Raw genomic sequence first — 13530 nt, forward strand, 5'->3', positions numbered from 1 at the left:
TAGCAAGTATTTGGGTTAAACATAGCGGTTTAGCTCACTTTTTGCGCTTTTTTTGCCTAAATCCTGAATTTTTATGGAGTTTTTCGTTCTATGAGTATCTCCCAGGAGCGGATTGTCCCGACAAATCTTCGCAGCGAAATGTCTAGGTCATACCTAGAATATGCCATGAGCGTCATCGTGGGTCGGGCGCTACCCGATGCGAGGGATGGACTCAAGCCAGTACACCGGCGGATTCTCTATGCAATGCATGAACTGGGACTCAGCCCAGATCGCCCCTTCCGGAAATGCGCCCGTGTTGTGGGTGAAGTCTTAGGGAAATATCACCCCCACGGCGATACAGCGGTTTACGATGCCTTAGTTCGCATGGCACAGGATTTCTCCATGCGATCGCCCCTAATTAACGGACATGGTAACTTTGGCTCGGTGGATAATGACCCACCAGCGGCAATGCGTTACACAGAATGCCGCTTGCAATCCTTAGCCACAGACTCCCTCCTCCGGGATATTGAGTCAGAAACCGTCGATTTCCTGGATAACTTCGATGGATCACAACAAGAACCCATCGTCCTCCCCGCACGGGTTCCCCAGATACTCCTGAATGGATCATCGGGTATTGCCGTTGGTATGGCAACCAATATCCCTCCCCATAATTTGGGTGAATTGGTGGATGGCTTAGTCGCCCTCATCCATAACCCAGAAATCACTGAAAAAGAATTGATGCGGTATATTCCCGCCCCTGATTTTCCCACCGGCGGTCAAATCCTGGGCAGATCTGGCATCAAAGACGCCTACACCACCGGGCGCGGCTCAATCACCATGCGGGGTGTGGCGCAAGTTGAAACCATAGAACACCGGGGACGCCCTGATAAAGAAGCGATTATTGTCACCGAATTGCCCTACCAAACCAATAAAGCGGCACTGATTGAAAAAATTGCCGAACTGGTTAATGATAAGCGCATTGAAGGCATTTCGGATATTCGGGATGAAAGCGATCGCCGGGGAATGCGGATAGTGATTGAACTGAAACGGGATGCCTATCCCCGTGTGGTTCTCAATAATCTCTACAAGCAAACTCCCATCCAAAGCAATTTTGGTGCCAACATGCTGGCATTAGTCGGGAATGAACCCCAACTATTGACCATCAAACAGTTCCTCGAAGTCTTCCTCGAGTTCCGCATCGAAACAATTACCCGGCGCACCCAATACGAACTTCGCAAAGCCGAGGAACGGGATCATCTGTTGCAAGGGTTACTCATTGCCCTGGATAACTTGGATGCGGTAATTGCTGTAATTCGGGCAGCTGCCGATACGGCGATAGCCAAGAGTCAATTAATTGACCAATTTGGACTTTCTGAAGCTCAAGCTGATGCCATTTTGCAAATGCAACTGCGACGCTTGACAGCATTAGAAGCCCAGAAAATTCAAGCGGAACATGAAGAGTTACAAGTTCGCATTACGGATCTGCAAGATATTCTGGCGAATCGACAGCGCATCCTAGAAATTATCGAAACCGAAGCGCTTCAGATCAAAACCACCCACGGTACACCTCGCCGCACGGTGATTCAAGAGGTGGAAGGGGAACTAGATGATATTGACCTAATCGCCAATGAAAAAGCGATAATTTTAGTCACGGAACAAGGGTATATCAAACGGATGCCCATTCACTCCTTTGCTGCCCAAGCTCGGGCAACCCGGGGCAAAGCCGCCGCCCGGATTAAGGAGGATGACGGGGTTGAGCATTTCCTGAGTTGCTGTGATCACGACACCCTACTATTCTTTAGCGATCGCGGTGTGGTTTACTCCCTACGCGCTTACCAAATCCCCGCCACATCTCGTACCGCCAGAGGGGTACCGATCGTGCAAATGCTGCCGATTCCCCACAATGAAAAAATTACCTCGGTTGTACCGGTTAGTGAGTTCACCGATGATGTGTATTTGGTGATGTTAACCCGCAAAGGGTATATCAAAAAAACGGCGTTGGATGCCTTTAGTAATATCCGGGCAAATGGTTTAATTGCCATTTCTCTAGGTGAGGGCGATCAACTGCGCTGGGTGCGTCTATGCCGAGCTGAAGATAGTATTATCATTGGTTCGAGTAAGGGCATGGCAATTCATTTTAAAGCCGATCATGACCAACTCCGTCCCCTGGGTCGGGCTACACGGGGGGTTAAGGCGATGAAGCTGCGTTCTAAGGATGAGTTGATCAGTATGGATATTATCCCGGCTCAAGTTGTGGAGAGACTGATTGCTACAGCCGATGAAGAGGCGGAAATGGAAGACGATACCAGCAGCAGTGAGGAACTCAATGGGGAAGACGATACCAGCAGCAGTGAGGAACTCAATGGGGAAGACGATACCAGCAGCAGTGATGAACTCAATGGGGAAGAGATTCACGAAACCGCCGGTCAAGGACCCTGGGTTTTGGTGGTTACCACCGGCGGTTTAGGCAAGCGAGTGCCAGTGTCTCAATTCCGACTGCAAAATCGCGCCGGAATGGGATTAGTGACGATTAAGTTCCGCCATAGCAAAGATAAACTCGCTGCGTTGCGGGTGGTGAATGAAGGGGATGAATTGATGGTGGTGACGATGCGAGGCATTATTATTCGCCAAGCCATTGATGCCATTTCCCCTCAATCCCGAATGGCGACAGGGATACGAGTACAACGCTTAGATGAGGAGGATGCGATCGCAGCGGTGGCGTTAGTTCCTCTATCCGGTTCGGAGGAAGAAGCTGAAGCATTGGATGAAGCGTTGTAACCTCAATTAGGAAACAGGAAACAGTTTTCCGCCAAGATTGAAGAAGCTGGTGCGATCGCTGTTTTCTACCTCTTATACCAAATCCGCCTTTGGAACCCCTTTTTTGCCCTGGCGACTAGAAGTCGCAGCTACACAAACAAAGTCCGCCTGCGCGGACTAGCTTATAAAGGGGGTGGCTAACCCGGATTTCGTATAAGAGAGAAAAACCTGAAGTATAGCAATCGCCATAGCGGTTAGGACACATCATTTATGTAGAGACGTTGCATGCAACGTCTCTACAAGGATGCCTTTGTCCTAATCGATGTGTCTACTATAAATTTATTAATTTTGCTGGAAATGCTAAAACAACAGCAGCACTTCCGATTGACTGGCTGAGCGATTTCCTCATCTTGATGATTCTCTGTGGAGTTGCACTGAATTCAAGTTTCAGTTGCCTTGCTCCCCATTCACTATCTTAGGAAATATCAGCGTCTAAATGGTGTGCTGCTGCTGTTTTTAAATGAGACAGATCAGTTGATTTAGCCAGCGTTTTTACCTCTTGATTTCAATCTAAACGTTGCTTTTCTATCTGTCCGGTGAAGCTTTATTTGCTTCATAGTTCTACTTTAGCACTTTTGATTTAAAGGACAAGGGAATGATACGTAAGTTTACTTTTATGGGAAGAAATGTTAATTTAGATTACTGTGTTCACGATTCAGATATCCTTTAATTTAATCTAGGATCATAGTTTTCCTTCTAGCGATCGCACACACAAAGCAGAGGGCGACACGATCAAATTGAATGGATGAGAATTGTTAATTAATGCCAGAGAGTCGCCCCTACCAAAAATGAAATGCACTTGGAGCGTTTTCTCTATTAGTCTTGGCTGAAAATGCTAAAACAACAGCAGCACTTCCGATTGACTAGCTGAGCGATTTCCTCATCTTGATGATTCTCTGTGGAGTTGCACTGAATTCAAGTTTCAGTTGCCTTGCTCCCCATTCACTATCTTAGGAAATATCAGCGTCTAAATGGTGTGCTGCTGCTGTTTTTAGATGAGACAGATCAGTTGATTTCGCCAGCGTTTTTACCTCTTAATTTCAATCTAAACGTTGCTTTTCTATCTGTCCGGTGAAGCTTTATTTGCTTCATATTTTTACTTTAGCACTCTCAAATTGAAAAACCAGGGAATGATATGTAAGTTAACATTTCTCCGGAAAATATTAACTTAGGTTACGATTATGGGCGGCGATTGAGAGGAGGCAATCATCCGGGACAAAGTTAAAAGAGGATTAATTTGAGCCGTTGAGTCTTTGGATTAAGCGAAAATACTTAGAAGCGTTTTGCCCAGCATCTGATCGAACAAAGGCAGAAGGTTCCAAGAGAGATAGTAGAAGGGATTTATCCGGATGTTCATTAGGCTGTACTCATATACCGATCCCCCCTGCATTGGCAAGTGGCTAGAGGATGGGGTTAGGATAACAAGAGGAGATTTTTACAAAAGTTAATTTACATGATAGATAGGGTAACAACGATGTCGAACGATGTTGAGGCGAAGGCGAAGGAAATCCGCCTACTGCTTTACTTGTGGGATCTGGGGGGTTCGGATGTTAAGAGGGGTGAATTGACTAAACGACTGAAACGGAAGAAGGAGACAGCCGCCCATTACCAGGATAGTTATCAGCAGTTAGAAGATAAGGGTGCGATCGCGCTTTCTCGGTATAAAGTCTCTCTTGTAGAACCCACAGGACTTCAGATGTTAGCAGAGGGGTTGAAGAATGAGGCGTTTGAGTTTGAGAGTCAGATTGGCGCGAAAACCGCGAATGCGTTACTTAAATGGATTCGAGAACAAGGTATATCGGCGGGTAGCGTTGGTGATGGCGCTGTTGCAGCCGGGAAGACTGGGGAGAGTGCGATTGAGCAAAGCTCAGCGCCAAAGGCGATCGCGTCTTATGATCAGTTTAAGCAGGTGGCGCTGGATGTCTACGATCAGCTTAACCGCGACTATAACTTGGATGACTTAGTACCGATTTATCGGATACGGCGGACAATCAGCGATCGCGTCTCTCGTTCCCAGTTCAACGACTGGATGCTGGAAATGCAGGCTAACGATATCTTACAGCTTCAAGGCGGCAGCGTAGAAGATAGCGCACCGGACAAGATTGAAGATTCGATTACAACAGAGCTAGATGGATTGCGCTGCTATGCCCGACGTTTACCATCATAAATTCTACAATCTTTCTGTCTCATCTTGGGTGTACTACTTATTCACTTCACACAACAAGGATTAGCTCAATGTCTTCCATTGAAGAATTAATCAGAAATAAAAACCCCTTTGCTGGACATACTGTTGTTACACCCCTACAAATCTGGGGAAAAAGCTTTCCTGATGTTCCCTCAATAAATGCTCATGCATCTGATGCTGTATTTGATGCGGTGGCTAAAGTGCGTCGCGGGGAACGTCAAACCATAGGAATTACGATTACGGCTGAAAAAGGGTTAGGCAAAAGCCATATTATCAGTCGGATTCGCCATCACTACCAATCTAATAGTGATGCGTTGTTTATATACATGAATAAATATGACAACTTAAATAAGATAAAGACTCTATTTAACCACAATGTAGCAACTAGCCTTAAAGCATTTGGTAGCCAAGGTGTCATGCAGTGGCAAGAACTGGCGACTGCTTTGATTAATGAAGCCAAAAACTGGAATTACACTCCTCGACAATATATAGCAATTTTCCCCAAGTGGTTGAGCAAATACTCAAACCAAACCATTGATATGCTCGCCAATCCTGTGCTTCAGATTAAAGCAGATATTGATAATCCTTATATTGTAACAGCAATTTTGTGGACGCTTTCTTCTGCTCATGCTCGATATGCAATTCATTGGCTGTCTGGTGGCGAGTTAAGTCAGATACAAGCTGAGACAATGGGGCTACCCAATCCTAAACAACAAGACAGAGAAGCTGACGCTTTAAATAATGCTCGCCAAATTCTCGACATCACCAGTGATTATCGAGTACCCGTGATTTGCTTTGATGAGTTAGATATCGTAGATGTTGATGACAATGGCTTTACCGTAGCCCAACTTATTGCTAGTTTAACCAAGGATTTGTATAACACTCTTAAACGGGGTGCTTTTTTGCTAGCCATGTATGCTGACACCTGGAGTTATCAAGTTAGAAGTTTACCTCAAGCTGAGGCGGTCATGGCTCGTTTGGCTAGTGAAAGGGCAGATATGCAACCGCTAAAACTTGACTATTTAAACTCAGATAAGGTCGTTGAACTTGTTTCTTATTGGCTCAAAGAATTCTATAGTGAAAATCAACAAACACCACCTGATCCGATTTATCCATTTGATGAAAACAAATTAAGGGAGCTTGGCAAGCAAAAACCTACGGTGAGGGCAGTGATTCGGTGGTGTGCAGAAAACTTTAAGCTTTCAGGAAATGGCGAAACCAAAAATATCGTTGAGCTGTGTTATCAAACACAATTAGATGATATTCAGCGAAATATAGATATATTATCAGAAGAGTACAATAATGACATTTCTGATGCTTTAGAATTAGCTTTATCAACTCTCTGCCAGCAAACAATAGAGGGAGTAACTATTGATAGAGTAGAAGAAATCCCATGTAGCAGTGTGGATCAAGGATATATTCACTTCAAAATCGTTGGCAGAGAAAATGAGCAAGAGGTAAAAATTGGAGTAGCTGTTCTTGAGCAATCGGGAGGTAAATATCAGGGGGCTGCCTTAAAGCGGTTGATTGACTATAAAAAATTTGACTTAACTCGCGGTTGCTTAGTTCGTTCTAAGAAAATTAATTCTGGAGCTAAATTAGCTCAAAATAATGTCAGGAAGCTTTTGCAAGAGAAAGGCGGAGAATGGGTGCTTTTGCAAGCGAAAGATATAACTCCACTTCTCGCTATTCTATTCGTCTATGACAATCGGGAAAGTTACGAACTCAGCAAGGAGCAAATATTTGAATTTATCAAGCAGAATCGGTTAGCCATTGATAACCCCCTAATTCGAGAAATTTTAAGTGATCCGTCGGGTCAAGAACCTGATAATCTAACCGATGACGATTTACCAATGAGAGTTCCTCAGACTGTTGTTGATGTAGAAGATAACATCGAATTGAACGTATAACGCTATAAAAATGAACCAGCAGGTTTTACTTCAAACCGCATTTTGTCTACCTACCCCGGATATCGAAGCCTTGATCGAAGGGCGAATGATCACCGCTATTCCTCGAATATTTGTCAATCCGGGACGACAATTTGCTCTCTATCCCTCAGATACATCTAGTAACGCTCTGCCTATCGAACAATATTATCGCTCTAATTTCATCTCCACCGCCCAAAAAAGTCTGGCTGAACTCGGTTCTGAGACAGTTCTAATTAAAGCCTGGGCAAAATGCGAACGTTGTCAAGTTTTGGATGATTCAGAGTCCCTTGATTTCTTATCTCACTTAACCGTATGGACAAAAGCCGGATTAGAGGAAACTCGTGTAAAACGGGGTCATATTTTTTTAGCTTACCTGCGGGTTTATCGACTCCCGCAACCGATTGAAATACCCGTACATCCGAGTCCCCGATTTATTCCTCTCCCCCAACCTTTAACCGTTACTCAAGACACACCTGTTTTGAGTCAAACCTTCTTTGAACAGCGCTGTCGCCAGATGGAAGAACGACAGCCTCCCCAGCATCCAGAATTAGAGGAATTACAGAGTGCGATCGCGTCATTATCAAACAATAATCTAGCGGCTAAAGAACTCGACCAAGATATCAAACAATTCTTAGGTTGGAGTAGCCAATCAATCGGGACATTTGACTCTGATTTCCTTTGGATTAAAACAATCGCCGAAGTCGGTAACTCTAGCGATGGTCATCACTTTGAAAAACTGGTACGAAAAAGCTTACTGAAGCTAGGATTTACCAACTCTAGAAATGACCCAAAAGCGAGTCTCAATCCCGAAGCAACTGGCGGTGCTGGCGGTATTGATTTTTATGCGGATGTACCTTATCCCATCGTTGGCGAATGCAAAGCAACCAAAAGTGAAAAAGTACCCAGCAGAACTCCAGGACAATTAATTCAACTTGGTAAAAATCACCTGCAACAAGACTACAATCCTTGTATCAAACTCATTGTCGCCGCCGGTGAATTAACCTCAGATGCTTTACGAACAACTTTAAATAATCAGATTAGCGTGATTCGTCCAGAAACTCTCCAACATCTTGTGGAATTGCAAGCCCAGCATAAGGGTGCTATCGACTTGCTGAAACTCAAAGCCTGCTTGCAAGATGCTTATGGGTTAGCCGATGATAAAATTGAGCAATACCTGGTAGAAGTGCGTCAAGACATCGCCGTGCGATCGCACATTATCCAATCCGTTAAATCCTTCCAGGAAAATACAAGCTTAGACGAAGCCGGAGTTGATGCGATTTATGGCGCGTATATGGGTTCAAGTCCCCCCAAACCTTTAATGCCGAACGAATTGCGTGATATTCTCATTGAATTGTCCTCTCCCCTAACAGGCTACTTAGGGCGGAGTAGGGATAATGAGTCAAATCGCGATCGCTTCTATTTCCTGCGTGATTTATCTCAGATTCATTTATATTAAGCAACCTTTGCAGCAGCGTAGGGGCGCACCGACGTGCGCCCTATTTCCTTTGTACAACAGGAAAATACCAATTAATAGCAAATCCGGGTTAGCCACCCCCTTTATAATGCTAGTCCGCGCAGGCGGACTTTGTTTGTGTAGCAGCGACTTACAGTCGCCTCCTCTTGCATGGGGTTTACTATAAAGCAGGCGATTAAACAGTTTCCGGGAGGCAGAGCCTCCAGGGGGGCATTCCCAGGCAGAGCCTGGGAACGAGGCGATGAGGCGAGGCTAGGCAGAGCTATCAAAGTAATTGGCTAAACCTGGAATCTGCTTGTAGAGTTTTCAGTACCTGTTTAATCTCCTGAGTGCGGTCTTTTTTGACAATTAATGTCACCCCACCATCCCGCACAACCACCACATCGTCTAAGCCAATCGTCACAATCACCTCACCCGGATCACTAGCATAAAGAATTGCCCCTTGGGTATCTTTCCCAACATGAGTTGCCAGTTCCACATTAGCCGCCTCCCCCTTGTGCAACCGTTCTAAGGCATTCCAATCTCCCAAGTCATCCCAGCCAAACGTAACCGGGAGAACATAAGTTAGTTGGGTTTTTTCCATTAAGGCATAGTCAATACTCGTTTTAGGTAGTTTAGAATAAGCAGCAATACCCTGTTGTTGCAACGGATTGATAATATCAGCCGCGTAGGTTTTAAGTTCCGCTAATACCACACCAGCCCGGAAAATAAACATACCACCATTCCAGCTAAATTTCCCCGTCGCCAGAAATTTTTCGGCTGTTTCTTGGTCAGGCTTTTCTGTGAATCGAGCCACCCGATATACTGGTAAGTCATTAAAGGTTCCGGCGGGTTCTCCTTGTTCGATATAACCGTAACCCGTAGAGGGGTAGTTGGGGGTAATTCCCAAGGTGACAATCGCCGCTTCAGTCGCCGCTAACTGAGTCGCCGCCTCAATCGTCTGTTGGAACGCCTGCTGATCTGCAATCCAATGGTCTGCTGGAAAAAAGCCGACCACCGCATCTTCTCCATAGTGACGCGCAATTTCTAATGTTGCCCAAGCCACAGCAGGTGCTGTGTCTCGCCCTTCAGGTTCGGCTAATATATGCTCATGATCGAGTTGGGGTAACTGTTCTCGCACCCCGTCAGCTAATTGAGCCGATGTGATCACCCAGACGTTGGCTGAATCTCCCGCCAATTGACTGAGACGTTCAGCCGTGGTTTGTAATAAACTCTTTCCACTACCATCTAAACTTAAAAACTGCTTGGGTCGATGCTTGCGACTGAGGGGCCAAAACCGTTCACCTTTGCCACCAGCTAAAATTACGGGGATTAAGGATTGACTCATCGTCCGTGCTATTCTAAATCTCTGCTACATCCTAGCCCACAAGGATGAGGGAGATGGGGGAATACAGAGTCAACACTCAATACTTGTGACCACCTCGGTAGATTTTTCCTTACCAAAGATTAATGGGGATGAGGCGGGCTAACGCTATAATCCAGCAATAGACTCGGTGAACGTCAAAAGATTCGAGAACAGTTGGTGTGTGGTGAGGGTAAAAAAACGTGTCGAATAGTTCCCAAACTAGCTGGGGCTTTCAAGTCTCCCATCCAAAAAGTTATGCGCGATCGCACGGCGACTCTGATGTCGCTGAAGATGTTACTGGGGGTTCCCCGCCTCCTCCACCGCCAGATAATGACGGCGGAGATTCCCATTCCGATGATCATTCGGATAAATCCAATGGTGGTCGCTATATGCGCTGGTTCCTGTGGAGTGCGGCGTTTATCTTAACCGCTACAGTTTCTGCTACCTTGGGCGCAACGGTTGCCCTAATTACACCCCTGTCCCCCTTAATCGTGCCGCAAAATTTTATCCCTGGCGCGAAAGAAAATTCCTGGCGACAAGCATTTCGTTATGATTTAGCCAGACCCGTCAACATCCTAGTGATGGGGATTGACCGGGTTCCCGATAATGATAAAAACTCGCCTGACGTTTTCAGTGGTCGCAGCGATACCATGCTGTTGTTAGGCTTAGATCCAACAGCAGATTCACTCACCATGCTTTCAATTCCTCGGGATACCCAAGTAGAACTTCCTGGGGTAGGACTTGCCAAAATCAATGATGCCAATGTGGAGGGGGGTGCAGCGTTAGCCGCACGGGTGGTGAGCCGTACCCTGAATAATGTACCCGTTGATCGCTATGTGCGGGTGACTACGGATGCGTTTCGGGAACTGGTAGACCTGGTGGGGGGAGTGGAGGTGTTTGTTCCCTATCCGATGCAGTATGAGGATGTAACCCAGGATTTGTACATTGATTTAGAACCGGGGTGGCAAACCTTAAATGGAGACCAAGCCGAACAGTTTGCTCGATTTCGCCAAGACGACTATGGCGACATTGGTCGAGTCCAGCGCCAACAGACGCTGCTCAAGGCGCTGCGTCAACGGTTACTCAACCCTACGGTGCTACCGCGTTTACCCCAAATCATTCGGGTGATGCAACAATATGTTGATACCAATCTCAGTTTAGAAGAAATGTTGGCGTTGGTAGGCTTTGGCTTAGATTTAGACAAAGATGATTTTCAGATGGTACTCTTACCCGGTCGCTTCAGCAATCCAGAGGAATATGTCGCCAGCTATTGGATTATGGATTCTGCCGGACGCGATCGCGTCATGCAACAATATTTTCAGCAAACCTTTGACTGGAGTTCCTCAGATATCCGCCGTTCTCCCCAACGGTTGCGAATTGCTATTCAAAATGCCACAGATGACCCGGAATTGGCTCACAAACTTGCTCGATATTTGGCGGAAAATGACTTTTATAATGTCTATATCATCAGGGATTGGCCCGATCAGGTACGCGAAACTCAGATTATTGTACAACAAGGTGATTTGAACGCCGCAGCGACATTGAAAAGGATTTTGCAACTCGGTCACATCGAAGCCTCTTCCACAGGAGATATTGAATCAGATTTAACCATTCGAGTGGGTGAGGATTGGTTGATTCAGCATCCAGCAGAGGAGGAATAATGCAGGGGGAGTTATCAGTTATCAGTGAGCAGTTATCAGTTATCAGTTATCAGTGAGCAGTTATCAGTTATCAGGAGTAGGGGGAGCAGGGGGAGCTGAGGGAGATGGGGGAGGTGAATGATCAATGACTAGAAAAGAGTTGTATGTGTAGGGGCTCACTTTCACTACTATCGTTTTTTGTCCACCCTAATGTCACTAAACCCGCCCTGTCTAAATGACAAATGACGAATGACGAATGACGAATGACAAATGAACTGCCGACTTAGCCAGCAAATTCAATTTATTCTTGAAATTGACAAACTCAAAGGGATTCTGCGCCAAACACGATTAATTGATGATTCTCGCCCGGAAAACAGCGCCGAACATTCTTGGCATTTGGCGTTGATGGCGATTATTCTTGCCGAGTATGCACCCTCCCAGGTTGACCTGGGACGAGCGATAATCATGGTACTCCTGCATGATTTAGTTGAAATTGACGCGGGAGATACCTTCTGCTATGACGTACAGGGAAATCAGGATAAAGCTATCCGGGAAGAAAAAGCGGCTACCCGGATTTTTGGCATGTTACCCGAAGACCAAGGACAATCATTGCGAGAAATCTGGGCAGAATTTGAAGCCGCCGCCACGCCGACAGCCCAATTTGCCGTCGCCCTAGACCGTTTGCAGCCTCTGCTGCTAAATCAACAGAATCAGGGCGGAACTTGGCAGCTTTATGGTATTACTCAAGATCAAGTAATGCAACGGATGACGCCAGTGCAAGACGGTACACCTCAGCTTTGGGCATTGGTCGAGCAAATTGTGGCAGACTGCATTAAGGCGGGTTATTTACAAAAGGCGCGATCGCTCTCCACCAACACTCAAGTAGACTAGAGTATTATGTCTATTGTTGTGGCTCAAAATCTGAGCAAAGTCTACCCCGTAGCGGTCAAACAACCTGGTATTAAGGGAACCCTAAACCACTTTTTGCGCCGTAAGTACCGCTCAATCGTTGCAGTACAAAATGTTTCCTTTGAAATTGGCATGGGGGAAGTGGTGGGATTTCTCGGTCCCAATGGTGCAGGTAAAACCACAACCTTGAAAATGCTCACCGGACTCGTTCACCCTTCAGGGGGTGAGGTTAAAGTGGCGGGTTATGTGCCATTTCAGCGAGAATCTAGCTTTTTGCAGCAGATTACCCTAGTCATGGGTCAAAAGCAACAACTAATTTGGGACTTACCCGCCTGGGATTCCCTGAGAATCAACGCCGCCGTTTATGGAATTTCTCACAACCAGTTTCAACGTCGCGTCGGGGAACTGGCAGAAATGTTATCCTTAGAAGCCAAACTAACCCAACCCGTGCGGAAACTCTCCCTCGGAGAACGCATGAAAGCCGAATTGCTGGCGGCGCTTTTGCATCAACCCCAAGTCTTATTTTTAGATGAACCCACATTGGGATTGGATGTTAATGCTCAATTAGGGGTGCGGAATTTCTTACGCGAGTACAACCAGCGCACGGGAGCAACGGTTTTATTGACTAGTCACTACATGGCAGATATTACGGCACTGTGTCAGCGAGTGCTACTAATTTATGAAGGGCAGATGATTTATGATGGCAGCTTAGAAGGACTACTCAATCGCTTTGCTCCCTATCGAGAGGTGAAAGTGGAACTGGCTCAACCCTTGTCAAAAGAAGAGTTATCGGGTTACGCAGAAATAGAAGCCGTGGATGGGTTAGCTGTACGTTTCTTTGTGCAGCGTGAAAAGCTGACAAGTACAGTGGCTCGGATTTTGGCGGAGTTAGAGGTGATAGATTTAACTGTTAGTGACCCCCCCATTGAAGAAGTCATCGGTCGGGTTTTCCGCGCCGGAGTCGTTTCCTGATAGTTTGTCATTCGTCTATGTAATATCATGTCCGTCTAAAGTTATAATTTATAAAATTCGCAGGGAAAACCCCATCCCAAAAGTGGGTGGGGATGAGAGGCGAGGCAGGCTCAGGGGTATCGAACCCCTGAGCCTGCCAATAATCTATCGGGGTGACAGTTAGCCTCTCTCTGTGTTTGTGAGTCTCGATGTATTTTCTTTGCGTATACCACTAAAACATATAAGTTTTTGTGCTAATCTAAGTCGATCAAGGATTTTGGAGGTAAAACCGTCAAGCGTAC

Annotated in this window: 8 protein-coding genes; 7 read left to right on the forward strand and 1 reads right to left on the reverse strand. The window is 46.0% G+C overall.

Annotated elements, in window-relative coordinates:
* The first annotated feature begins 90 nt into the window (after positions 1–90).
* From gyrA to ACLGGO_RS22035, 4 genes are all read left to right on the forward strand, one after another.
* Positions 91–2757 (forward strand): DNA gyrase subunit A, encoded by a 2667-nt coding sequence (gene gyrA / locus ACLGGO_RS22020; protein ID WP_446420907.1) that lies wholly within the window; start codon positions 91–93, stop codon positions 2755–2757.
* Positions 2758–4270: 1513 nt separating this feature from the next.
* Positions 4271–4963 carry a hypothetical protein gene (locus ACLGGO_RS22025; protein ID WP_446420908.1) on the forward strand — a complete coding sequence of 231 codons (693 nt, stop codon included), beginning with the start codon at positions 4271–4273 and terminating at the stop codon, positions 4961–4963.
* 68 nt (positions 4964–5031) lie between these two features.
* Positions 5032–6891, forward strand: coding sequence for a hypothetical protein (locus ACLGGO_RS22030; RefSeq protein ID WP_446420909.1), 1860 nt, complete (start codon positions 5032–5034; stop codon positions 6889–6891).
* Positions 6892–6901: 10 nt separating this feature from the next.
* Positions 6902–8365: a DUF1802 family protein gene (locus ACLGGO_RS22035; RefSeq protein ID WP_446420910.1), complete on the forward strand. Its 1464-nt coding sequence runs from the start codon at positions 6902–6904 to the stop codon at positions 8363–8365.
* 283 nt (positions 8366–8648) lie between these two features.
* Here ACLGGO_RS22035 and ACLGGO_RS22040 read toward each other — a convergent pair whose 3' ends face one another.
* On the reverse strand, positions 8649–9710 hold the full coding sequence (locus tag ACLGGO_RS22040; RefSeq protein ID WP_446420911.1) for a mannose-1-phosphate guanylyltransferase: 1062 nt from the start codon (positions 9708–9710) through the stop codon (positions 8649–8651).
* A 218-nt stretch (positions 9711–9928) separates the two neighbouring features.
* On the opposite strand from ACLGGO_RS22040, the gene ACLGGO_RS22045 reads away from it, so the two are divergent.
* The 3 genes from ACLGGO_RS22045 (at position 9929) to ACLGGO_RS22055 (ending at position 13249) form a co-directional block, all read left to right on the forward strand.
* Entirely contained in the window at positions 9929–11389 is a 1461-nt protein-coding gene (locus ACLGGO_RS22045) for an LCP family protein (protein ID WP_446420912.1), read from the forward strand.
* Between the two features lie 249 nt (positions 11390–11638).
* The gene (locus ACLGGO_RS22050) at positions 11639–12259 is read left to right on the forward strand and encodes an HD domain-containing protein (RefSeq protein WP_446420913.1); all 621 of its coding nucleotides are present in this window, start codon (positions 11639–11641) and stop codon (positions 12257–12259) included.
* 6 nt (positions 12260–12265) lie between these two features.
* Positions 12266–13249 (forward strand): ABC transporter ATP-binding protein, encoded by a 984-nt coding sequence (locus ACLGGO_RS22055; protein ID WP_446420914.1) that lies wholly within the window; start codon positions 12266–12268, stop codon positions 13247–13249.
* The last annotated feature ends 281 nt before the right edge of the window (positions 13250–13530 follow it).

This window comes from Coleofasciculus sp. (assembly GCF_046565525.1).
Taxonomy (GTDB): Bacteria; Cyanobacteriota; Cyanobacteriia; order Cyanobacteriales; family Coleofasciculaceae; genus Coleofasciculus.

Coding starts and splice junctions, on each gene's coding strand:
- ACLGGO_RS22030 (WP_446420909.1), top strand. CDS start 5,032: ATGTCTTCCATTGAAGAATTAATCAGAAATAAAAACCCCTTTGCTGGA.
- ACLGGO_RS22025 (WP_446420908.1), top strand. CDS start 4,271: ATGTCGAACGATGTTGAGGCGAAGGCGAAGGAAATCCGCCTACTGCTT.
- ACLGGO_RS22050 (WP_446420913.1), top strand. CDS start 11,639: ATGAACTGCCGACTTAGCCAGCAAATTCAATTTATTCTTGAAATTGAC.
- ACLGGO_RS22035 (WP_446420910.1), top strand. CDS start 6,902: ATGAACCAGCAGGTTTTACTTCAAACCGCATTTTGTCTACCTACCCCG.
- ACLGGO_RS22040 (WP_446420911.1), bottom strand. CDS start 9,710: ATGAGTCAATCCTTAATCCCCGTAATTTTAGCTGGTGGCAAAGGTGAA.
- gyrA (WP_446420907.1), top strand. CDS start 91: ATGAGTATCTCCCAGGAGCGGATTGTCCCGACAAATCTTCGCAGCGAA.
- ACLGGO_RS22055 (WP_446420914.1), top strand. CDS start 12,266: ATGTCTATTGTTGTGGCTCAAAATCTGAGCAAAGTCTACCCCGTAGCG.